The following is a 21442-nucleotide window of genomic DNA, read 5'->3' on the forward strand; positions in this document are numbered from 1 at the left end:
ACGATAAATGAGGCGAAGTAATATGTCGAATTTTGTTTGAAAATATGCAATATAAAGTAGGATAATAGGAAGGAGAATAACGGGAGTTCCGTCGAAGTTTACACAATGTCAGCAATTGAGGGAAGCTGATATTATGTTAAAAAAATATTCAATTTGTTGTTATCTTAAATCAGGAAGGGGTATTTAAGCGTACAGGTAAGGGTTGGTCTTCAATTTAAGTTCTGAATTTTCTGTTTTTAAAATAATGTTTAGCAATCATTTGTATATTTTATAATAGTTTTTTGATAAATTCACTGCTTTTGCAGAGGATTCTTTTTTATGAAAGAAACGTCAATTTTCTTCATATACATATACAAATTGGAGAAATGGGGGAGCGCTATGCGCGATTACTTAATTAAACCACTTGTTGGTCAGCCGTATCCGATGATTTCACATGGAAAAGGTGTGTATTTGTATGATCAAAACGGAAATAAATATTTTGATGGTTCGTCCGGAGCGATTACGGCAGGTATTGGACATGGCGTAGCAGAGATAGCAGAAGTTATTAAAAAACAGGCAGAGGAGATCGCTTTCGTTTATAGATCACAGTTTACGAGTGAACCAGCTGAAAAATTAGCGAAGAAGTTAAGTGATTTATGTGTAGGAGATTTGAACTGGAGCTTTTTTGTGAATAGTGGTACGGAAGCAAATGAAACAGCTATGAAAATCGCAATTCAGCATTTTCAGGAGCGTGGCATTCAAGGGAAACATAAAATTTTGTCACGGTGGATGAGCTATCACGGGATTACAATGGGAGCTTTATCTATGTCTGGGCATCCACTGCGCAGACAACGTTTCGTTTCTATTTTGGAAGATTATCCGACTATTCCAGCTCCATATTGTTTCAGATGTCCTGTACAAAAGGTATATCCAACATGTCAACTTTCTTGTGCGACTGAACTAGAAAGAGCGATTGATCGAATTGGTGCAGAGCATATTGCAGCTTTTATTGCTGAACCGATTATCGGAGCTGCTGGAGGCGCGGTTGTCCCGCCGAAAGAATACTATAAAGTAATTAAAGATATTTGTAGTCATTACGATATTTTATTTATTGCGGATGAAGTAATGACTGGGCTTGGTCGTACTGGTGCATGGTTTGCGATGGAACACTGGGGTGTAGAGCCGGATATTATGACACTTGGTAAGGGATTAGGAGCGGGTTATACACCGATGGCAGCGACAGTTGTAAGTGACCGCGTTATGGAGCCGATTTTACGAGGATCACGCTCTGTTATGAGCGGGCATACGCTAAGTGCAAATCCATTGTCTGCAGCGACGGCTTTAGCTGTTATTGAATATATGGAGAAACATAATTTACCTGAAAAAACAGCGGAAAAGGGAGAGTATTTAATAAAAGGGTTACAGAAAGTTCAGCAACAATCGACAATCATTGCCGATGTGCGTGGAAAAGGGTTGCTAATTGGAATAGAATTGCAACCGTTTACAAAAGCGTCGGAGCTCATTTCAGTTGCAGCTAAAAATGGACTTCTCTTATACCAAGCTGTTTCAGGGCAAGCAGGGAAAGAGGATAGTGCACTGCTTGTTGCACCACCAATGACAACTACATATTCCGAGTTAGATGAATTACTTTCAATTTTTGTAAAGAGCGTGGAAGAGATGATGCAAAAAGGAGGGCATAGTATCGCATGACAACTATTACAAATACATTCGGTAAATTAAAAGAAATAGAGGAAGTAATTTCTTTGTTCCATGATGATATGACATTAATGTTTGGGGGATTTGGCGGGATCGGATCCCCTCCATCTTTAATTCAAGCTGTTTTAGATAAAGGCATTACAAATTTAAATTTAATAGGAAATGATACTGGATTTCCTGATGTAGGAATCGGTCGTCTTGTTACGAATGAAAGGGTTAAATCTTTAGTTACTTCTCATATTGGGTCAAATCCAAATGCGGGAAGACAATTAAATGAAGGAAGATTACAAATTGAATTTTCTCCGCAAGGAACATTAGCAGAGCGTATTCGCGCTGGCGGTGTAGGGCTTGGTGGTATTTTAGTTGATGTTGGTGTTGATACGATTGTAGAAGAAGGAAAACGAACAGTTGAAATGAATGGAAAGACATATTTAGTTGAAACAGCTTTAACGGCTGAAGTCGCAATTGTATATGCGAAAAAAGCGGATCCGTTTGGCAATCTTGTATTTGATAAAAGCGCTCGTAATATGAATCCGCACGTAGCTATGGCTGGGGACATAACGATTGTAGAAGCAGAAGAAATTGTTCCACTTGGAAGTTTAGATCCAGAAGAAATTGTCGTCCCTGGTGTATTTGTAAATTATATCGTGCCATCGGAAGGAGTGAATTGGAAATGGGTATGGGCGTAGAAGTGAGAGATAAGATTGCAAGACGTGCAGCGAGAGAAATTCAAAATGGCATGATTGTAAATTTAGGTATTGGAATTCCATCGCTTGTACCGAATCATTTACCAGAAGATATGAATGTTATGTTTCACGCGGAAAACGGTATTGTCGGTATGGGACCAACGCCAAGTAAAGGGAATGAAGATGAGAATTTATGTAACGCAGCTGGTTTACCAACATCTCTTATTACAGGAGCAAGTTATTTCGATAGCTGCATGGCGTTTGGCATGATTAGAAAAGGATTACTTGATGTTACGATACTTGGTTCGTTACAAGTAAGTGAAAATGGTGATTTAGCGAACTGGATTGTACCAGGAAAACGCGTTCCAGGTATTGGAGGAGCGATGGATTTAGCGCAAAAAGCGAAGCGGGTCGTTGTTGTGATGAATCATGTTGATAAATACGGAAATGCAAAGATTGTTTCGGAATGTACATTGCCATTAACTTCGAAAAAATGTGTAGATTTAATTATTACAGACATGGCTGTCATGGAAGTGACTCCAAGAGGACTTGTCTTACAAGAATTAATGAGTCCGTACACTGTAGAAGATGTAAAACGACATACGACAGCTGATTTTCATATAAGCTCAAATTTACTAGTAATTGAATGAGGGGAGTTGTAATATATGGAGCAATTAAAAAAACAAGTTTGTGATTATATTGAGAGTCATGAAGAAGAGAGCGTAAAAATTTTAACACGATTAATTCAAGAAAAGAGCGTATCTGGTGATGAAAGTGGTGCGCAGGCAATTGTTATTGAAAAGTTGCGTGAGTTAGGTCTAGACCTTGATATTTGGGAGCCTGCTTTTAATGAAATGAAAGATCACCCTTATTTCGTATCACCTCGTACAAGCTTTACAGATAGCCCGAACATTGTAGCGACTTTAAAAGGAAGTGGCGAAGGGAAATCTATGATTTTAAACGGGCATATTGACGTCGTGCCAGAAGGGGATGTAAATCAGTGGGACCATCATCCGTATAGTGGAGAGAAAATAGGAAACCGCATATATGGACGTGGAACAACAGATATGAAAGGCGGCAATGTCTCACTTATGCTTGCGATGGAAGCTATTGTTGAATCTGGTATTGAACTAAAAGGTGATATACATTTTCAAAGTGTAATAGAAGAAGAGAGCGGTGGGGCAGGAACATTAGCTGCTATTTTACGAGGATATAAGGCAGATGGCGTTATTATTCCTGAGCCGACTAATATGAAGTTTTTTCCGAAACAACAAGGGTCAATGTGGTTTCGTCTACATATAAAAGGAAAAGCAGCACACGGTGGTACACGGTATGAAGGAGTAAGTGCAATTGAAAAAAGTATGTTTGTTGTAGATCATTTGAGAAAATTAGAAGAGAAGAGAAATGGTCGAATTACAGATCCGTTATTTAAGGGGATTCCGATTCCAATTCCAATTAACGTTGGGAAAATTGAAGGGGGAAGCTGGCCAAGTTCTGTTCCCGATTCATTAATTTTAGAAGGAAGATGTGGTATTGCGCCGAATGAGACTATAGAGGCAGCAAAAGAAGAGTTTGAAGGCTGGATTGGTGAATTAAAAGATGTGGATAGTTGGTTTGTAAAAAATCCTGTAGAAGTAGAATGGTTTGGAGCGAGATGGGTTCCTGGTGAACTAGAAGAAAATCATCCGCTTATTACAACGCTTCAACATAACTTTGTTGAAATCGAAGGGAACGAACCGATTATAGAAGCTTCGCCATGGGGAACAGATGGAGGTTTGTTCACACAAATCGCTAACGTACCAACGATAGTATTTGGTCCAGGAGAGACGAAAGTAGCACATTATCCAAACGAATATATAGAAGTTGATAAAATGATTGCTACCGCAAAAATAATTGCATGTACATTACTAGATTGGTGTGAGGTGAAGAAATGAAATACTATGAATCTTTTAGTGAACAGACAAAGCATTACACAGTAGAAGGGGTTTTAGATTATTTTAATAAACGTGTTAGAGTTGATCACTATACAGGAAATGTTGAACGTATTATACAAACAATCGATGAATTAGCAGAGAAACATTCTTTCACTAAATGTATTATTAAAGGAAAGGGAGAGCATGTTTCAACATGGCTCTCTTTCGGTTTCTTACTGGAAGCAACGATACCTCATTATTTTCAAGGACACGATGCGCACTTCTTCGTGAAATATCATAATGATGAAAGACGAAATAGTATTCATTGGACTGAGGAAGATACCATTTTAAGTGGTGTAAAAGCAAAAGAAGTGAAAGAAAAAATAGTCCAAGAGGAATTTGTGTTAAGAAAAGCGACAGAAGAGGACGCGGAAGAATTAGCAATTGTCTTTGGAAAAGTATTTGAAGTTTATCCGACACCTTTAAATGAAGCGAGTTATGTAAAGCAGACGATGAAGGAAGACGATACAATTTACTATGTTTATGAATTCGAAGGGAAAATTATTAGTACAGCATCTGCTGAAATGAACGTGAAAGAAGGTAATGCAGAATTAACGAATTGTGCTACATTACCTGAATATCGAAAACATGGTTTCATGAAAAGTCTGTTAATTAAATTGGAGGAAGAGCTCCAAGAAAAATCTATTTTTTGTTCTTATACAATTGCTCGCTCGCTATCTTTCGGTATGAATGCAGCCTTTCATCAATTAGGCTATACATATACGGGAAGGCTTGCGAATAATTGCTACATTTTTGATAAGTTGGAAGATATGAATATATGGGTGAAAGATTTATCCAGCTATTCGAAAGCAGTAAGACTCCCGCCTCAAAATTCGGCTGTAAAGCAAAGAAGTTAGGTGGGAGTCGGGTTAATAATCAGTGGGGATGAATAAAGCCCCACTGATTAAAGTTTCACTTAACCATAAATAAGCAATAGAAATATATACAAATTTCATCAAAATAATAGAACGGAATCGTCATGCTTATAATCGCACAGAGGGATGCCGAAAATCTGGCATGCATTTGCCGGATTTTCGGCAAGAGGGGGGATGACATTGCTAGCAGTTTCGACACAAGAAGTCATTGAAGCGATTTTGGGCAGTATTGATGAGGCAATACATGCAGTGGATGAAAATGGTATTACAATCTTTTATAATACAGTTGCTGCAAAACATGATGGATCGAAAATTGAGAATGTGCTAGGAAAACATTTATTAGAAGCATTCCCTTCATTATCTAGGGAAACGAGTACGCTAATGAAAGTGTTACATACGAAAAAACCGATTGTACATCAAGTTCAGCATTATCAAAATTTAAATGGAGAAGATGTTTGTACGGTAAATACGACGTTACCTATTTTAATAGATGGAAATATTGCTGGCGCTGTAGAAATTGCGAAAGATTATTCTACTATTCAAAAGCTTACTGATACGATTGTAGATCTACAATCGAAAATAAAACGATCGACTAATAAAAAAACGGTAAAAAAGCATGTTGCATTCGAGACAATTGTGACAAATGATTCCCGCTTTAAACAGACGAAAGAGTTAGCTCAAAAAGTAGCCCCAACTGATGCAAATGTTTTAATATATGGTGAAACAGGAACAGGGAAAGAGCTATTTGTGCAAGCAATTCATGAAGCTTCTAAACGGAAAAACAAGCCATTTATTGCACAAAACTGCGCAGCTTTGCCAGAGTCGCTATTAGAAAGTTTATTGTTTGGAACTACAAAAGGAAGCTATACAGGGGCAATTGAACGAGCAGGATTATTTGAACTTGTAGATGGAGGAACATTGTTTTTAGATGAACTTAATTCAATGCCACTCGATTTACAAGCGAAAATGCTACGTGTATTAGAAGATGGCGTTATTCGCCGCATTGGTGATAATAAGACGAGAAAAGTAGATGTTCGCGTTATTACGGCGATGAATCAGCCACCAGAAGTATGTTTAAGAGAAAATAAAATTCGCACTGATTTATACTATCGATTAAATGTGTTTTCGTTATATATTCCGCCGCTTCGCGAAAGAACTGAAGATGTATTGTTATTAGCGTCTTATTTTTTGAAAGAATATAATAAAAGTTATAAAAAAGGAGTACTTGAAATTGATAAAGAGGCAAAGGAAAGATTACAAGCTTATCAATGGCCCGGAAATGTTCGTGAATTAAAACATACGATAGAACATGCTGTCATTATTGCGGAAGGAAATTCATTAACAGCTAATTGTTTACCGCGTACATTTCGGAAAGAGAAAATTCCTAAGAAGAAAAGTATATTACCGCTTAGGGAAGCTCTTCATCAAACAGAAAAGGAATTAATAGATCAAGCGTTAATTGAAACGGAAGGGAATATTTTGCAAGCAGCAAAAATGTTAGGAATTCCGCGTCAAACGCTTCAATATAAACTGAGCAAGTACGACAAAACCGCCGAATAATCGGCGGTTTTTGTGTGTTTGCACCAATAAAAGAGCGTTTACATATATAACAAGTAATGAATATGATAGTAAATATCGTTTTAGTACAGCACTTAAAAATATTTATTCTCTTATATAATAGGGTATTTCTCGCATTTACTTATCAAGAATATGAAGTTGGCATAATTATTGCTTATATAAAGGATGAGCGTATAAAAAGGGGGAATAGCAATGTTACATGATGTATACAAACCAAATCGTCACTGGAAGGATATTGAATTATGGAAAGATGTTACAGAAGAACAATGGAATGATTGGGTTTGGCAATTAACGAATACGATCAAAACTTTAGATGATTTAAAGAAAATAATTAACTTAACACCTGAAGAAGAAGAAGGCGTTAAAATTTCAACGAAAACGATCCCGTTAAACATTACACCGTACTATGCTTGGCTAATGAATCCTGATGACCCACGCTGTCCGATTCGGATGCAATCAGTACCGATTTCGGAAGAGTTATATAAAACAAAATATGATTTAGAAGATCCTCTTCATGAAGATGAAGATTCACCAGTTCCAGGATTAACGCATCGTTATCCAGACCGCGTACTATTTTTAGTAACGAATCAATGTTCTATGTATTGTCGTTACTGTACACGTCGTCGTTTTAGTGGACAAATTGGAATGGGCGTACCGAAAAAGCAATTAGATGATGCGATTGCTTATATTAGTGAAACACCACAAGTACGTGACGTTTTAATTTCTGGCGGTGATGGACTTCTAATTAATGATAAAATTTTAGAATATGTATTAAAGAATTTACGAGAAATCCCGCATGTTGAGATTATTCGTATCGGAACGAGAGCACCAGTTGTATTCCCACAGCGTATTACAGAAAACCTGTGTAACATAATTAAAAAATACCATCCAGTATGGTTAAATACGCATTTTAATACTTCTATTGAGATTACAGAAGAATCGAAATTAGCATGTGAAATGCTTGCAAATGCAGGTGTTCCAATTGGAAACCAAGCTGTAATTTTAGCTGGAATTAATGACAGCGTTCCAATTATGAAAAAACTTATGCATGATTTAGTGAAAATTCGTGTTCGTCCATATTATATTTACCAATGTGATTTATCAGAAGGTATCGGTCATTTCCGTGCGCCAGTTTCTAAAGGATTAGAAATTATTGAAGGCTTACGTGGACATACGTCTGGTTATGCAGTACCAACTTTCGTTGTCGATGCACCGGGCGGAGGTGGAAAAATTGCGCTTCAGCCAAACTATTTAATTTCACAAAGTGCGGATAAAGTTGTTCTTCGTAACTTTGAAGGGGTTATTACAACGTATCCAGAACCAGAAAACTATATCCCAGGAAGAGCAGAAGGCTACTTTAAAGAAATTTATCCGACTTATGAAGAGAAACGTTCTGATATCGGTGTTGCAGGATTGATGAGTGATAAGAAATTTAATCTTGTTCCAGATGATTTACAACGTATGAATCGCCGCAAAGATTATGAAGTCAATGAAACGCATGCTTCTTTAAAAGATAAACGTGATAAGCGTGATCAATTGAAAGATAAAAAATATCAAGCGCAAATGGCAAAGTTAGATGATGACAAAAAAAATGAGGGTGACGCAGTATGAATTGTATGTGGTGTGACAGTACAGAAGCGAAAGAAAGCTTGAATACTGTATATTGGGAGTTACCAGATGGTACGAAAGCCATTGAAATCCAAAAGACACCATGTATTACTTGTTCCTCATGTGGAATGGACTATCAATCAGACCATACTGTAAAAGAAATTGAAGATCAGTTGTTTTTAATTTATACGAAAGATTTGCCAAAACAACTAACATACGAAGAGTTGATGGGAAGACCACGTTTATTAAAAAGGAATTATTTCGACTTTTAACCAGCTTTTATGCTGGTTTTTTTCTTTTTCGCCTTGTATAATGTACCCAAGTTAGAAAGGTAGGGAATATTTTTGAAAAAGACATTTTACCATTATATGATGAAGCACCGTGCAGCTTTATTTAAAAATGAAATATCAGATTTAGCAGAGGCGATGTATGATGATTTAAGTTTTCCAAAGCAATCTGAAGACTATGATGTCATTAGTTCATACTTAGAGTTAAGTGGAATGCTAGAAAGTATGTCTATATTTGATGAAGCATGGGATTTATATATACAAGAGAGATAACGATATGAAGTTTTAGGAAAATGAAAGCATAATGAATATATTACTTTGAAAGAAGTGAAGTATTCATTATGTTTTTTATTTACAATACGTCTTGCTGTTAGAACATAAATGAAAAGTGAAAGCTAGTTTAAATACTAGCTTTTTTGAGTTATATACAAATTCTACTTTTTTATTGAAAAAATTTATGAATATAAGCTTCTGTGATAAGCGTTTTTATGTAGGTTGCATATACTGTTATCAAAATCACGACGTTTAAAAAAGGAGAGATATAGATGGCAAAGAAAAAACAACCTAAATATAACGTAGGGGACATAGTCGTGATTACGCTATATGGAACCGTTGGGAAAATTACAAATATGAAGATTTTAGATGGAGTTTACGTATACGAAGTAAATAATCACGATGGATTTTATGTAGAACAAACTTTGCAGTATGTTACAGAGCAAGAAATGAAAAAGGGCGACACAGAGTGGATTGAATTAAATTATAACTTTACGTTTGGTGATCTCGTGCAAGTAACTGGATATGATAAAGATGTTTTTCGTATTGTTGGTTTTCGTACAGAAGTATGGAGATATAAAAATGATGCATGGGAAGATACTATATATGAATTGTCACGAATTACTGATGGTGAATGGCTAGAAGCTGATGAATCGGATTTAACATTACTTGCCAATGCACAAACGGCAAATGCAATTTTGAAGAAAATGAAACAAGATAAGGCTGGTATGAATAAATTGGATTTAGGAAAATTGAAGTCGATTAACAATTCGAAAAAAGTAAGTGTAAAGACGAATCGCCAAGAAATTATTGATGGGTTATTAGATATTTATAATGATTATCATTTATTATTCGATACATTTAAAGATGAAGAATATAAAATTGTTATGGATGTTGTTCAAAATTATTTAGTTAAATTGACAGAGAAAAAATAGTTAACTAGAAAGAGAGAATAAATTGAACAACAATATATACAGTATAAGGTATGCCTACAATTATTAAAAAAATAAAAAGCCATTTAATAAGAGAGTCTGCCCATTGATCTTCATGCATGAACTCTTCTTTTGTTTGCTCTACTTCGTATTGGTATTCCATTATTATTTCCCCCTTTGGATAGCTTGTACTAACATCGTATGCCCTTTACCTACATGATATGACTTATAAAAAAAGAAAAACTATTTTTCTAATCTCATATACATAATTTTGAGATTTTTTCATAAAACAGAAATAAAGGAGTGATGCTCATGAAGGAAATTGAAGTCGTAATTGACACGGAAGAGATTGCGGAGTTTTTTTATGAGCGACTAATTGAAAGAGGGTACGTTCCAAAAAGAGAAGAAATTGAGGACCTGGCAGATATTACATTTGAGTATTTATTAGAGAAATGCATGATTGATGAAGTTTTTGATGAAGAGGAAGATTGAAAGTAACGGCGGGCTTAACTCGTCGTTTTTTACTCTTTACAAACTTGTCACAAATATAGACAAGAATTGTTGGTATAATTAAAAGGAGTTTTTATACAAGAGGTGAAGGGATGTTCAAAAAAATTATTGATTCTTTATTAGGAAAGAAAAAACATCGTTCGTATTCAAGTAGTGATTATCGTCATAGAGGGCGCTCGTATTCAAGTAGCGATAATAAACGACGTTCATCTGGTTATGGGCATCAGCATTATAAAAGAAAACGTAAAAGCCGTAGCTTCTTTTCAAGTAGCTGATGAAATGGCGTCGTATACTAGCTTTATTTGATAGACCACTGCGAAAAAATACAATTGTTGCAGAGCGTTATAAGATTGAATCAGTAATTGGAATGGGCAGTTATGGGATTACATATGTCGTTAATGATTTACAAATAAATAAATATAGAGTCTTAAAACAATTAAGGCAAAGTAAACAAAGATATGAGTCTGGTAGAAAATCATTTGAGAAAGAGAAAGTGATTTTACAAACATTAAATCATGCGTCAATTCCTAATCTACATGATCATTTCATATGGGAGAAAAAGAACTTTTTTGTGATGGAGTATATGCCGGGAGAAAATTTCGAAGATTATATTTTCTTAGATGGGCAAGTATATGATGAACGTGAAGTTTTTGAAATTTTATATGAAGTACTAGGAATTGTTTCGTATTTTCATAGTAAAGGTATCATTCACCGAGATTTACGTATTCCAAACATATTAATGAAAGAAAATCAGATTAGTATTATTGATTTTGGATTGGCTAAATTGAAAGGTGGGGGTGATGAGCGAGCTACAACTTATGAAGGTGAACAAGCTTTGATGCGAGAAATTCACTTTCGTAGCGATTTTTATGCGCTCGGTCATTTCGCATTATTTTTATTGTATGCTAGTTATGAATCGACTGAAAAAAAGGAAAAACCTTGGTATGAAGAGTTAGTGCTGGAAGAATATAATCGCGACATGCTACTGCGAATGTTACAAATGAAAGCGCCATACTATGAAAATGTACAAGATTTGAAAAAAGATGTAGCTTACGCTTTAGAAAGGATGGAGACTCCATGTTTCAAAAGTTTTTAGCAAGCGTTGGTATTGGTACTGCAAAAGTAGATACTGTTCTTGAAAAAGATGAGTATATAGTTGGAGAAGAGATAGTAGGGAAGGTTCATATAACTGGAGGTTCAGTTAGCCAAGAAATTGAAAGCATTTACTTAACGTTGTCGACGTCATATGTAAGAGAAGTGGATGATAAAAAAGTAACGGCAACGTATGATTTGGAGCGAGTTCGTTTAACAGATCCATTTTCTGTAGAGCCAAATGAAAAAGTGGAAATTCCATTTTCGTTTTTAATGCCAATTGAAGTACCACTAACACTTGGAATGAAAACGGTTTGGCTTCATACAGGCCTTGATATTAAACGTAGTATTGATCCAAGTGACCGTGATTATATTCAAGTGTTGCCGAATGCGCTATTGAACAGTGTATTAAATAGTGTAAATCAATTAGGTTTTAAAGTGCGTCATATAGAATGCGAAGAATTACCGTATCGATTACGTAAGCAAGTTCCATTCGCGCAAGAATTTGAGTTTATTCCAGTCTCAGGTGAGCATTATGGAAAATTAGATGAATTAGAATTATTAATATTGCCAAGTGCTCACGACCGATTAGAAATTATTATGGAAGTAGATAGAAAATCACGTGGATTAGCTGGTTTATTCGCTGAAGCGCTTGATCTTGATGAGAAGGTTATTCGCTTTACAGTAACAAGTGAGGATATCCCAGCAATGCAGCAAAAAATTAACAATAATATTTTTTAATAAACTATGCATAAAAAAGAAATGGAGAGGAAAACTAAAACAACCGCTCCATTTTTTTGCATAGTGAGGTTATGTATGTGAAACGATACCGACATTTATACTTGTTAAGTTGTACACTACTCATTTGTTTTGTCGCACTATCACTTTCGTATCATACCGCTTGTATTGAAAAATTTGATAATGTAGTCGCACACTTTATTCAAAGTTTCCGAAACGATTATTTGACAACCTATTTTACTTGGGTGTCCTTTATCGGTTCAAAAAGAATATATTTCCCGTTACTCATTATACTTGTAATGTATTTTCTTCTTAGAAAAAAAATATTAAGTGCATTACTTCTAACAATTAATTATTACGGATCACGTTATTTGAACAGTATGCTCAAACTATGGTATGAACGAGCACGACCTGATGTGACGCAGCTTGTTACAGCAACTGGATATAGCTTTCCGAGCGGTCATACGATGAATGCTACTGCTTTTTTAGGATTTATTGCATACGTCACAATTACAGAAGATCGTATTTCATTGCATAAAAAGTTGCTGATTATTTTTATAGCAAGCTTCGTTGTATTATCTATTTCAGTTAGCCGAATTTATCTTGGCGTGCACTATCCATCTGACATATTAGCCGGATGGGCAGCGGGCGGTAGCTGGCTCGTTTTATGTGTTATATTTCATAAGGCGTTCATTAAAAAAGAACCTATGTCATAATAGGTTCTTTTTGCATGGGCTCCACATGAATATGAGCATGGTAAATTCCGAATTTTTTTCGAAGCATATCTTCAATATTGTCAGTAATACAATGGCTTTCGCTAACATCCATTCGAGCATCTACTTCAATTGTAATATCTACATACGTTTGATTCCCATACATACGAGCACGAATATCTACAATATGTTCTACACCTGAAATATGCCCTATAGCATCAGCGTATTCATCCATTTTCTCAGGATCAATTCCATCCGTTAACATATGAGAAGCTTCTACAAAAATTTCCCATGCAGTCTTACAAATAATAAGACCAACAATTAAAGCAGCAATAGGGTCTAAAATAGGCATTTTGAACTGTGATCCGACAATACCTATTACTGTACCAATACTTACGAGAGCATCTGATAAATTATCTTTTGCAGCGGCTTCTAACGACTTACTCTTTGTTTGAATCGCAATCTTTTTCGTATATTTATATACGAAATACATTACGATGGCAGAAAATAAAGCAACCCACGCAGCGAGTACATTAGGCGCTGCTTGTTTCGGATTTAAAAACGATTGAATTGCACTAATCACAACTTCTAATCCGACCGTTGCCATAATAAAGGAAGCAACAAGTGATGCGATTTGTTCTGCACGCGAATGCCCATATGGATGATCTGGGTCACGAGGCTTACGAGAAATTTTCAGGCCAATTAATATTGCTAAAGAAGCACCAATATCCGTTAAGTTATTCAAACCGTCAGCACGTAATGCGCTAGAGAGGGTAATATAACTGATGATGATTTTCATAGAGGATAAAAATATGTAGGCTATAATGCTGACAATAGCACCTTTATCAGCTTCTTTATGAGAAAGAGAATCCATTTTAATCACTCACCTTTCTACAAGGAGTTTCTTTCTATACATAGAGTATCAAACGAAACTCGTGTGGGTCTATACAAACATTGTTGACGTTTTATAGCTTTTTAAGAAGGGGATAACAAAGTTTCGTTAAGGAAAAAAATGTTGAAAAGTACAAAGCGGAAAGTTGTTAAATAATTAATGATGATTATGGCAAAAGGAAAGAGGGCGAGAATAATGATTCTCATAATTTCTTTCATATATATTTTTCACAAAATGACTCTTTGTAATTCCTCGTGTGAGTAATATATAAGAAATGATAAAGAAATTCTTGAATAAGAAGAGGAGAAAAGAATAAAAATGTTCACCTTCCAGAAAGAGACAAAGGCAAAGAACAATTTGAAAACGAAAAAACCTCTGATGATTTTTCAGAGGTTTTTCGTTTCTTAGTATGCTTCTAAAAACTCAGTAACTTGCTCTTCCGTTTTTGCATTTGCACTATGTAAGTGACCTAGTTTTTCGCCATTTTGATATACAAGTAGGCTTGGAATACCCATTACTTGATACTCTTCAGCAATACTTGGGAACTCATCTTTATTAATAGAATACCATTCAAACTTCTTGAACTCTTCCATTACATCTCCGATAAAGTTGTCCATACGTACACAATCTGGGCACCATGTAGTAAAGAACTTAACAACTACTGGCTCCTCGCTTGCGATGATGTCTTTGAATTCCTTGTCAGACTTGATTTCTCTCATGTTTTGTTGCTCCTTTTTCACTTATAATATTTTGGGTTATTTAGGCGGTGTTTTTGCCCGGAAACGAAAACTTCTAACAAAAGTTTTTCATTCCGAATAATTCGTTTGCAAATTGATCCACCGCAGTTTTCTGAAGTCCTGGTAAGCGATGTGAGTAGGTGTCCAGTGTGATACCTACTCTTTTATGTCCTAATCGTTCACTGACAATCTTCGGGTGAATACCTTATTTGCAACATTAATGTTGCATGAGTATGCCTCAGATCATGGAACCGAATATCAGGAACCTCACTTTTCTTTATAAGCTTTTTCCAGAGCTGTGTCAAACTTCTGAAATTGCAGGGGTTACCGTTATATGTTGGGCAGACCCAATCATAATTATTATACCCATCGCCATACCGTCCTTTTTCGTCATAAATTTTCTGAAGATGTTCTTGAAGAGTAATCTCAGGTTCATGAAACTCTTTGATGATATGCGAGAGGAAACGATTAAGAGATAAGGTCCGTCTCTTAAAAACAATATCCTACCATCGTAGCCCTAAGGAAAGACAAATGATTGTGTTTGGTGAACGAAGTACAAGGGTAGAAGAGAGTTTGAAAAATAATTAAAAGCCGTCCTCTGTTATTTTGGACGGCTTTTAGGTTCTTTAAAAAAAGCTGTAAATTACCTTTTACATCAATTTTTATTCCAAAGACAAGAGGCGTTTATTCTGTCATTGGAACAATTGTTTTCATTCCTGATAACTTAAACGTAAATTATAGAGCGTGGATAGAAATTCGTGTTAATGGAAATCCAGAAATTGCAATAGATAATGATTTTTTTGGTCCAATAAACTTTGCTAATGTTGTAGCTGTTTCATCCATAATTCAATTGAGTGCAGGGGATTTAGTCGAAATTTTTGCACAAAGTAGCGTAGCTGGAGTTATTAGTAATGTAGAAGATAGTACGCATTTTGAAGCTGCAAGATTCCCGTCTCCAAAAGTATAAGTGGTATAAAACCTTGTAAGTAATTTAATATCAGGAAATTCCAAAATTTATACTCGCCCTGTACAAGAACGGATAATTTATTTGTAGTGCATGAAGTATTTTAACGGTGTACAAGCTGTTTTGAAAGCACTGGATAAATGAACGATGTACTGTTAAATAGTGTCTGATGTTTGTAAACGAAACAGTCGAAGAAGAGTAGCGGTGTCATGATGTTCAGGTAAAGAAAGCTTACTGGTAAGGGGATCTTACCGATTTAGTTTATGAAAAAAGGCCCTGTTGTCTCCAACAGGGCCTTTCCTAAAATGGCAAAGAGTAACTCTTACCTTACTCCTTGTCCATAGAATACACAAAAATCTTACGTTTGTATAGGTCAAAAATTTACAATAATAATATTGGAATATAATGTTTAAGAATAATTCTAGAGGGAGAAAAATATTTGGTATAGAGGATATTGTTGATTTTAAAGGGGATTTAAGAGATTGGTAGCAACTTACCGGTAATAAAGGGATATTGAAATAATGAAATATGAAATATTACATATCTCACTGAACGATATAATCTATTTAATAATAATAAAATCGCATGTAGGAATTTTTTCTGAAAATCCGAGTTGATGAAACTAGATAATTTGTATTACTAATATAACCGAAATATTACATGAGTGCTTTGTTTTTAAAAGTTATACTTTCTCTTCGCTTTGCCTTATGGTGGGGCATTTTTATTTTTTGTAATAGCAACAACTTGTCCAAACTTTTCAAGTTTAGCATACATAGTATGCAGTAATGGAGTAGAAAGGAGCACTATATATGTCTTGTTATTACTACTGTAAGAATTGTGAGAGTTACCAAAAGAAAAATCATGATTGCTGTAAAAAAAGAAGTGATTATTATAATAAGTGCGGTAAAAGATGTGATGACTGTTCTTGCGATCATAAGGAGAACAACCTTGTAAGAGCATCTGCTTTTAGAGCTGTAAATACAGTTAATCAAAACCTTCCAGCTAATACTTTTGTTAAAGTATTATTTCAAAATGAACAATTTGATTTAGCGAACGAATATAACCCAGCAACATCAGATTTTACTCCGAAGACTAGAGGAGTTTATTCCGTAATTGGGACGATTGGTTTCTTTCCGAACGATACAAATTTAAATTATAGAGCGCGTGTAGAAGTTCGAGTGAATGGAAATGCGGCAATTGCTATAGATAACGACTTTTTTGGTCCAATAAATTTCGGTAATGTCGTAAGTGTTTCGACAATACTTCAATTACATGCAGGTGATATTGTCGAGATTTTTGCACAAAGTAGTATAGATGGGGTTATTAGTAGTACAGAAGATGGTTCTCATTTTGAAGCTGCAAGATTCCCATCTCCAATAAAATAAAAGACATGTCATAACTGTTTATGGACTATCTTTTTTTGTAAGGCTCTACCTTATGGTAGGGCCTTTTAGTTAAAATTGTTTAGAAGGTAATATACTAGAATAAGTTTATAAATACTTGATAAGCAACACCTAGAGTTAATACGATAGCTAACAGTTTTGCTACCCATCTCGGTGCATTTAAATTTAGTAAAAGGGAATGACATATACTAAATGTAATGCCGAGTGTTAAAAGAATTGCGATAAGATATAAAACTAATAGGAAGAAAGGTTGCTCTATGGAGCCGAAGTCAATTTTGGATGGATTCATGTAATATGTACCTCGTTTTTTGTTGATATATTAATATAATAATGAAAAATACAAGAAATTGGAAGAGCAATGTAATAAATACTATAAAGGTAAATTTGAAGTTATGGATGGAGTAGATCAAATAATCTTTGAAAGACTATTCAAAGCCATCATTTGTTTAAGTTCGATATACAAGAACAAATGTTCTTGGTATACTGAAAAATAAAAAAGGTGCGTTTACATGACAAATTTTAGTAATATAATTGAAAAACTAGATGAAATAATTTACAAACCTAATAATTTATTAATTACTAAACGAAAAGAAGAAAAGCAAAATTCAGAATATGCAGGATGGGTATTTCAGCTAAATAATAGAAGCATACGATTTAGGGTATCAAAAATTACGCCTAATAAGATTGGACAATTTGTTTCTTTTTGGGAGAAGAATGCCTCCATGAGCAATCAGGCATTTTCTTATGATTCGGCTCCTAACCTTTTAGTTATCACTTGTATAGCGGATAATAAACTAGGACAATTTATTTTTCCAAAAGAGATTCTTCTAAAAGAAAAAATATTAAAAACTCAAAACCAAAAAGGGAAAATGGCTATGAGGGTTTACCCTATTTGGGATAAGCCTGTTAGTAATCAAGCTAAGAAGAGTCAACTGTGGCAACTTCATTATTTTGTCGATTTAAGTGATACTGAAAATGTAGCTACAGATAAATTATTAAACTTATATTCATAGTGCATAATAAGAAAATCTTTTTTTGAAATATTCAATGTTTGTCTAGGTGGATATTTGGAAATGCTAACAGGATAACCCGTTAAGTAAAGAATAAAAAAGGAGCATACAAATAAAGTATGCTCAAAAAAAGATAGGTTTTATGAGTGAAGAATCTCCATACGATAATATATGCTCATTTCATTAATATGTGTAAAATATCAACAAAATATCAATAGAATATCAATTAATGAGTTATTTTAGTTTTTTAATGAAGTCATGTTTTTGTGAAATGAAAAAAGAGCCGTTTCTTTTGAAAGATGCGGCTCTTTTTATTACTTCGTTATCGTACTGTTCGAAATGATAAATCATAAAATTATACGATTAACAATTTGATAATGATCGGACTTCAGTTATATATTTCTTAAAGTCTGGATATTGAGATGCAGTTTGGCAGGTAGGGATGAGTAGTTGATTAATTAAAGATACATTTGTAATTACTTCGTTACAAGGGCCGTAGAATGTAACTGTTAGCTTTGAATTCGGGGGGACTTTGAATACAATAGGGACTTTTTGCATTAAATCAACTCCTTATATAATAGGGGTTATATGTTTATTTCTTTTTAATTAGGAAGACATATTAATATAATATGTAATTTTATTGTATTTGATTATTATATATACGGAGTTTTATTTCACCATATCATTTGAAAGTACGGTGGGGAAATTTAGCATACTGTTTCTAAATTGTTTTATTAAACGGTGAAAAGGAAAGGGCATTTTCCTAAATCGGAAAAGTCTTTTCTAATACGTATCAAAATAGTGCTGTGAAAAAATATATATCATGTTAAAAATAAGCTTGAAAAAATACTAGTACGAGGGAATAAGCAGTAATTAACTTGTCTCTATATAACAAATTGTAAAATCTTGGAGGTCATTCATGAGTATAAGCAAAAGTTGCTTATATATAGTATGCACATTATTTATAGTTTTATCCCAATATTTAGTATGAAATAAACGTAAGTCTATCGTTTACAAATGCAAAAAAGAAGAACTTGATTATTATGGATAAAAAGAAATTATTTAGTTTTAAAAAATGATGAAAATATATTTATTTGTCTTATAGAAGCTTACTATTAGGCATACGGGTCTAGCAATAATACAAGCTTTGAATAAGATAATAAAAAGGAGTTGATTAGTAATGGGTTATATTGTAGATATTTCGAAATGGAATGGAAATATTAATTGGGATATTGCAGCGTCTCAGATAGATTTAGTTATTGCTAGAGTTCAAGATGGTTCGAATACGGTCGATTTTATGTATCAAGGTTATGTGAAAGAAATGAAGAAACGTAGTATTCCATTTGGAAATTATGCATTTTGCCGTTTTATATCTATTTCAGATGCAAAAAAAGAAGCGCAAGATTTTTGGAATCGTGGCGATAAAAGCGCCAAATTTTGGGTGGCAGATGTAGAAGTTCAAACAATGGTAGATATACAAGGTGGGACTCAAGCATTTATTGATGAATTACGCCGATTAGGTGCAAAAAAAATTGGTTTATATGTAGGACATCACACGTATGTATCATTTGGAGCTCGCAATATTGATGCTGATTTTATTTGGATTCCTCGTTATGGAGGGAATAAACCAGCATATCCTTGTGATATTTGGCAATATACTGATTCAGGAAATGTTCCTGGTATTGGAAAATGTGATTTAAATCAATTAATTGGGAATAAAAATCTTTCTTGGTTTATAGGTTCAAATCAAACAAATCAATCTAGTATTGGAGATAGTAAGCAACCAAATGGAATTGGTATTGCAGTTTCAAAATATGATGATGGATACGGCATTAATTTATATGAAAAACCTGCGAATCCACAGTTTACAGGAAGACTTACGAAAAAAATCCCATATTTAATCTTTAAAGGTTATTGGGGAGGTGGCGAAAAAGATATGATTTGTTTGGGTGGTGATCAGCAGTGGGCTAAGTTAGAACATTTTAATGTACAATGGTTTTATGCATATTCAAAATACACACCTGGATATGAAATTAGAACGTACGATGGACCAAACGGGAATGATACAGGTGCGGTCGATGGGAAGGTCCCTTATCGTATTTGGAATCGTCAAGATGGATATATAGATATAGATGGGAACAAATGGATCAAAGAAGAACATGTGCAGATTAAATGATGTTAAAAAGTCGGCTTTATGCCGGCTTTTGTATTTAATAAAGCTTGTCTCTGGCATGAAGAGAAATACTTGCGGAAAACACATTAATTTCACAATAGCGCTGTATAGTTCCTAATATACATTTATCAAAGTGAGGTATTTGAATTGAAAAAGAAAAAGCTATTTATGGGAACTATTATTACATGTGTGGCACTAACATTGTCTGCGTGTGGTTCCTCAGAAAATGTTGCAACATCAAAAGTAGGAAACGTGACAGAGAAGGAGTTAAGTAAAGAATTAAGGCAAACATATGGAAAAAGTACTTTATCTCAAATGATGTTAAATAAGGCATTGCTAGATAAATATGAAGTTTCAGATGAAGAAGCTAAAAAACAAGTAGAAGCAGCGAAGGAACAAATGGGTGACAAGTTTAAAGTGGCTTTAGAGCAAGTAGGATTAAAAAATGAAGATGAATTAAAAGAGAGAATGAAGCCAGAAATTGCACTTGAGAAAGCGATTAGAGCGACTGTCACAGATAAAGATGTGAAAGATAACCATAAACCAGAAATGAAGGTAAGTCACATTTTAGTGAAAGATGAAAAAACTGCGAAAGAAGTAAAAGAGAAAATAAATAATGGTGAAGATTTTACTGCTTTAGCGAAACAATATTCGGAAGATAGTGGTTCAAAGGAACAGGGCGGAGAAATAGCTGGTTTTGCCCCTGGTCAAACTGTGAAAGAATTTGAGGAAGCTGCATATAAATTAGATGCAGGACAAGTAAGTGAGCCAATAAAAACATCATATGGTTATCATATAATAAAAGTGACGGATAAAAAAGAATTGAAACCATTTGATGAAGTGAAAGATACGATTCGAAAAGATTTAGAACAACAAAGACTACAAGATACGACAGGTAAATGGAAACAACAAGTAATCAATGATCTATTGAAAGAAGCGGATATTAAAGTAACAGATAATGAATTTAAAGATACATTTAAATTCTTAGATGAGAAGTAAGGTTTAGAAGAAAAACAGAGATTTAGCATAGTGCTATATTTCTGTTTTTTAATTTTCAATAGAAAAGGGAACTCATATAGAGTTCCCTTTTCTCGTTAGTGTGTGAGTTATAAATAGATAGTAAGACAATACAATATTACATTTAAATATTAAGAATTACAATAGAAAATTTTGGTGTAAATAAAAAGGAATAAGCAATTACTTCGCAAAATGTTGAAATGATAATGTTGTAGTTAATTAATTTTGTTAAATATAAACTAAATATATTTTCTTAGAAATTGAATAGAGGACATAATTTAAAGAA

At 34.3% G+C, this 21442-nt stretch carries 24 protein-coding genes and 2 pseudogenes; 20 read left to right on the forward strand and 6 right to left on the reverse strand.

The window, feature by feature from the left end; genetic code table 11:
- The first annotated feature begins 378 nt into the window (after positions 1 to 378).
- The 10 genes from MR071_RS13815 to MR071_RS13860 all read left to right on the forward strand — a co-directional run bounded on the left by MR071_RS13815 (position 379) and on the right by MR071_RS13860 (position 9910).
- Positions 379 to 1689: an aspartate aminotransferase family protein gene (locus MR071_RS13815; protein ID WP_105587113.1), complete on the forward strand. Its 1311-nt coding sequence runs from the start codon at positions 379 to 381 to the stop codon at positions 1687 to 1689.
- Complete coding sequence (atoD, locus tag MR071_RS13820; RefSeq protein ID WP_002085805.1) at positions 1686 to 2384, forward strand: acetate CoA-transferase subunit alpha; 699 nt, start codon at positions 1686 to 1688, stop codon at positions 2382 to 2384. The genes MR071_RS13815 and atoD overlap by 4 nt, the downstream gene beginning before the upstream one ends.
- Entirely contained in the window at positions 2369 to 3031 is a 663-nt protein-coding gene (locus MR071_RS13825) for a CoA transferase subunit B (RefSeq protein WP_105587111.1), read from the forward strand. Before atoD ends, MR071_RS13825 begins: the two co-directional genes overlap by 16 nt.
- 15 nt (positions 3032 to 3046) lie before the next feature.
- A complete protein-coding gene (locus tag MR071_RS13830; protein WP_242236437.1) occupies positions 3047 to 4315 on the forward strand; it encodes a peptidase in 1269 nt (422 codons plus the stop codon).
- Positions 4312 to 5211 (forward strand): putative beta-lysine N-acetyltransferase, encoded by a 900-nt coding sequence (gene ablB / locus MR071_RS13835; protein ID WP_242236439.1) that lies wholly within the window; start codon positions 4312 to 4314, stop codon positions 5209 to 5211. Before MR071_RS13830 ends, ablB begins: the two co-directional genes overlap by 4 nt.
- A 192-nt stretch (positions 5212 to 5403) precedes the next feature.
- A complete protein-coding gene (gene rocR / locus MR071_RS13840) occupies positions 5404 to 6789 on the forward strand; it encodes an arginine utilization transcriptional regulator RocR (RefSeq protein WP_242236535.1) in 1386 nt (461 codons plus the stop codon).
- 210 nt (positions 6790 to 6999) lie between these two features.
- On the forward strand, positions 7000 to 8418 hold the full coding sequence (gene kamA, locus MR071_RS13845) for a lysine 2,3-aminomutase (protein ID WP_105587107.1): 1419 nt from the start codon (positions 7000 to 7002) through the stop codon (positions 8416 to 8418).
- The gene (locus MR071_RS13850; protein WP_000995768.1) at positions 8415 to 8687 is read left to right on the forward strand and encodes a YokU family protein; all 273 of its coding nucleotides are present in this window, start codon (positions 8415 to 8417) and stop codon (positions 8685 to 8687) included. Before kamA ends, MR071_RS13850 begins: the two co-directional genes overlap by 4 nt.
- A 72-nt stretch (positions 8688 to 8759) precedes the next feature.
- On the forward strand, positions 8760 to 8975 hold the full coding sequence (locus MR071_RS13855; RefSeq protein WP_002119089.1) for a YozE family protein: 216 nt from the start codon (positions 8760 to 8762) through the stop codon (positions 8973 to 8975).
- Positions 8976 to 9247: 272 nt separating this feature from the next.
- A complete protein-coding gene (locus tag MR071_RS13860; protein ID WP_242236442.1) occupies positions 9248 to 9910 on the forward strand; it encodes a hypothetical protein in 663 nt (220 codons plus the stop codon).
- Positions 9911 to 9914: 4 nt separating this feature from the next.
- Here the strand turns inward: MR071_RS13860 and MR071_RS13865 are convergent, their stop codons facing one another.
- A complete protein-coding gene (locus MR071_RS13865) occupies positions 9915 to 10070 on the reverse strand; it encodes a DUF3930 family protein (RefSeq protein WP_105587106.1) in 156 nt (51 codons plus the stop codon).
- 149 nt (positions 10071 to 10219) lie between these two features.
- Between MR071_RS13865 and MR071_RS13870 the strand changes: the two genes are divergently transcribed.
- The 5 genes from MR071_RS13870 (at position 10220) to MR071_RS13890 (ending at position 12963) form a co-directional block, all read left to right on the forward strand.
- Entirely contained in the window at positions 10220 to 10399 is a 180-nt protein-coding gene (locus tag MR071_RS13870; RefSeq protein ID WP_002012644.1) for a YozD family protein, read from the forward strand.
- Positions 10400 to 10509: 110 nt separating this feature from the next.
- Positions 10510 to 10692 carry a hypothetical protein gene (locus MR071_RS13875; protein ID WP_002141661.1) on the forward strand — a complete coding sequence of 61 codons (183 nt, stop codon included), beginning with the start codon at positions 10510 to 10512 and terminating at the stop codon, positions 10690 to 10692.
- The gene (locus MR071_RS13880) at positions 10692 to 11513 is read left to right on the forward strand and encodes a serine/threonine protein kinase (RefSeq protein WP_242236444.1); all 822 of its coding nucleotides are present in this window, start codon (positions 10692 to 10694) and stop codon (positions 11511 to 11513) included. Before MR071_RS13875 ends, MR071_RS13880 begins: the two co-directional genes overlap by 1 nt.
- Positions 11495 to 12250, forward strand: a complete 756-nt coding sequence (locus tag MR071_RS13885; RefSeq protein ID WP_242236446.1) for a sporulation protein — start codon at positions 11495 to 11497, stop codon at positions 12248 to 12250. Before MR071_RS13880 ends, MR071_RS13885 begins: the two co-directional genes overlap by 19 nt.
- 77 nt (positions 12251 to 12327) lie before the next feature.
- Positions 12328 to 12963, forward strand: coding sequence for a phosphatase PAP2 family protein (locus MR071_RS13890; RefSeq protein WP_002148169.1), 636 nt, complete (start codon positions 12328 to 12330; stop codon positions 12961 to 12963).
- On the opposite strand, the gene MR071_RS13895 is transcribed toward MR071_RS13890, so the two are convergent.
- The 3 genes and pseudogenes from MR071_RS13895 to MR071_RS13905 all read right to left on the reverse strand — a co-directional run bounded on the left by MR071_RS13895 (position 12953) and on the right by MR071_RS13905 (position 15038).
- Positions 12953 to 13834 (reverse strand): cation diffusion facilitator family transporter, encoded by an 882-nt coding sequence (locus tag MR071_RS13895; protein WP_242236448.1) that lies wholly within the window; start codon positions 13832 to 13834, stop codon positions 12953 to 12955. The genes MR071_RS13890 and MR071_RS13895 overlap by 11 nt on opposite strands.
- 422 nt (positions 13835 to 14256) lie before the next feature.
- Positions 14257 to 14571: a thioredoxin family protein gene (locus tag MR071_RS13900; protein WP_242236450.1), complete on the reverse strand. Its 315-nt coding sequence runs from the start codon at positions 14569 to 14571 to the stop codon at positions 14257 to 14259.
- 73 nt (positions 14572 to 14644) lie between these two features.
- A pseudogene (locus MR071_RS13905) lies at positions 14645 to 15038 on the reverse strand (tyrosine-type recombinase/integrase).
- Positions 15039 to 15235: 197 nt separating this feature from the next.
- Between MR071_RS13905 and MR071_RS13910 the strand changes: the two are divergent.
- A pseudogene (locus MR071_RS13910) lies at positions 15236 to 15556 on the forward strand (ABC transporter permease); the annotation flags it as partial.
- 806 nt (positions 15557 to 16362) lie between these two features.
- Positions 16363 to 16938 (forward strand): C1q-like domain-containing protein, encoded by a 576-nt coding sequence (locus MR071_RS13915; protein WP_002127263.1) that lies wholly within the window; start codon positions 16363 to 16365, stop codon positions 16936 to 16938.
- Positions 16939 to 17032: 94 nt separating this feature from the next.
- Here MR071_RS13915 and MR071_RS13920 read toward each other — a convergent pair whose 3' ends face one another.
- A complete protein-coding gene (locus MR071_RS13920; protein WP_105587101.1) occupies positions 17033 to 17245 on the reverse strand; it encodes a hypothetical protein in 213 nt (70 codons plus the stop codon).
- A 220-nt stretch (positions 17246 to 17465) separates the two neighbouring features.
- Between MR071_RS13920 and MR071_RS13925 the strand changes: the two genes are divergently transcribed.
- A complete protein-coding gene (locus MR071_RS13925; RefSeq protein ID WP_242236453.1) occupies positions 17466 to 17969 on the forward strand; it encodes a MepB family protein in 504 nt (167 codons plus the stop codon).
- 360 nt (positions 17970 to 18329) lie between these two features.
- Here the strand turns inward: MR071_RS13925 and MR071_RS13930 are convergent, their stop codons facing one another.
- Positions 18330 to 18524, reverse strand: coding sequence for a hypothetical protein (locus MR071_RS13930; RefSeq protein WP_105587099.1), 195 nt, complete (start codon positions 18522 to 18524; stop codon positions 18330 to 18332).
- A gap of 622 nt (positions 18525 to 19146) precedes the next feature.
- On the opposite strand from MR071_RS13930, the gene MR071_RS13935 reads away from it, so the two are divergent.
- A complete protein-coding gene (locus MR071_RS13935) occupies positions 19147 to 20142 on the forward strand; it encodes a glycoside hydrolase family 25 protein (protein WP_242236455.1) in 996 nt (331 codons plus the stop codon).
- A 144-nt stretch (positions 20143 to 20286) separates the two neighbouring features.
- The gene (locus MR071_RS13940) at positions 20287 to 21138 is read left to right on the forward strand and encodes a peptidylprolyl isomerase PrsA (RefSeq protein WP_242236457.1); all 852 of its coding nucleotides are present in this window, start codon (positions 20287 to 20289) and stop codon (positions 21136 to 21138) included.
- Positions 21139 to 21442: the final 304 nt, after the last annotated feature.

It is taken from the genome of Bacillus cereus group sp. BfR-BA-01316 (genome assembly GCF_022664195.1).
GTDB lineage: Bacteria > Bacillota > Bacilli > Bacillales > Bacillaceae_G > Bacillus_A.

What these genes read in the sequence shown, in the direction of transcription:
- MR071_RS13875 (WP_002141661.1), top strand. Translation starts at nt 10,510, where the DNA reads ATGTTCAAAAAAATTATTGATTCTTTATTAGGAAAGAAAAAACATCGT.
- MR071_RS13935 (WP_242236455.1), top strand. Translation starts at nt 19,147, where the DNA reads ATGGGTTATATTGTAGATATTTCGAAATGGAATGGAAATATTAATTGG.
- MR071_RS13900 (WP_242236450.1), bottom strand. Translation starts at nt 14,571, where the DNA reads ATGAGAGAAATCAAGTCTGACAAGGAATTCAAAGACATCATCGCAAGC.
- kamA (WP_105587107.1), top strand. Translation starts at nt 7,000, where the DNA reads ATGTTACATGATGTATACAAACCAAATCGTCACTGGAAGGATATTGAA.
- MR071_RS13815 (WP_105587113.1), top strand. Translation starts at nt 379, where the DNA reads ATGCGCGATTACTTAATTAAACCACTTGTTGGTCAGCCGTATCCGATG.
- MR071_RS13850 (WP_000995768.1), top strand. Translation starts at nt 8,415, where the DNA reads ATGAATTGTATGTGGTGTGACAGTACAGAAGCGAAAGAAAGCTTGAAT.
- MR071_RS13895 (WP_242236448.1), bottom strand. Translation starts at nt 13,834, where the DNA reads ATGGATTCTCTTTCTCATAAAGAAGCTGATAAAGGTGCTATTGTCAGC.
- MR071_RS13925 (WP_242236453.1), top strand. Translation starts at nt 17,466, where the DNA reads ATGACAAATTTTAGTAATATAATTGAAAAACTAGATGAAATAATTTAC.
- MR071_RS13880 (WP_242236444.1), top strand. Translation starts at nt 10,692, where the DNA reads ATGAAATGGCGTCGTATACTAGCTTTATTTGATAGACCACTGCGAAAA.
- MR071_RS13930 (WP_105587099.1), bottom strand. Translation starts at nt 18,524, where the DNA reads ATGCAAAAAGTCCCTATTGTATTCAAAGTCCCCCCGAATTCAAAGCTA.
- MR071_RS13830 (WP_242236437.1), top strand. Translation starts at nt 3,047, where the DNA reads ATGGAGCAATTAAAAAAACAAGTTTGTGATTATATTGAGAGTCATGAA.
- ablB (WP_242236439.1), top strand. Translation starts at nt 4,312, where the DNA reads ATGAAATACTATGAATCTTTTAGTGAACAGACAAAGCATTACACAGTA.
- MR071_RS13915 (WP_002127263.1), top strand. Translation starts at nt 16,363, where the DNA reads ATGTCTTGTTATTACTACTGTAAGAATTGTGAGAGTTACCAAAAGAAA.
- atoD (WP_002085805.1), top strand. Translation starts at nt 1,686, where the DNA reads ATGACAACTATTACAAATACATTCGGTAAATTAAAAGAAATAGAGGAA.
- MR071_RS13870 (WP_002012644.1), top strand. Translation starts at nt 10,220, where the DNA reads ATGAAGGAAATTGAAGTCGTAATTGACACGGAAGAGATTGCGGAGTTT.
- rocR (WP_242236535.1), top strand. Translation starts at nt 5,404, where the DNA reads ATGACATTGCTAGCAGTTTCGACACAAGAAGTCATTGAAGCGATTTTG.
- MR071_RS13920 (WP_105587101.1), bottom strand. Translation starts at nt 17,245, where the DNA reads ATGAATCCATCCAAAATTGACTTCGGCTCCATAGAGCAACCTTTCTTC.
- MR071_RS13885 (WP_242236446.1), top strand. Translation starts at nt 11,495, where the DNA reads ATGTTTCAAAAGTTTTTAGCAAGCGTTGGTATTGGTACTGCAAAAGTA.
- MR071_RS13860 (WP_242236442.1), top strand. Translation starts at nt 9,248, where the DNA reads ATGGCAAAGAAAAAACAACCTAAATATAACGTAGGGGACATAGTCGTG.
- MR071_RS13825 (WP_105587111.1), top strand. Translation starts at nt 2,369, where the DNA reads ATGGGTATGGGCGTAGAAGTGAGAGATAAGATTGCAAGACGTGCAGCG.
- MR071_RS13865 (WP_105587106.1), bottom strand. Translation starts at nt 10,070, where the DNA reads ATGGAATACCAATACGAAGTAGAGCAAACAAAAGAAGAGTTCATGCAT.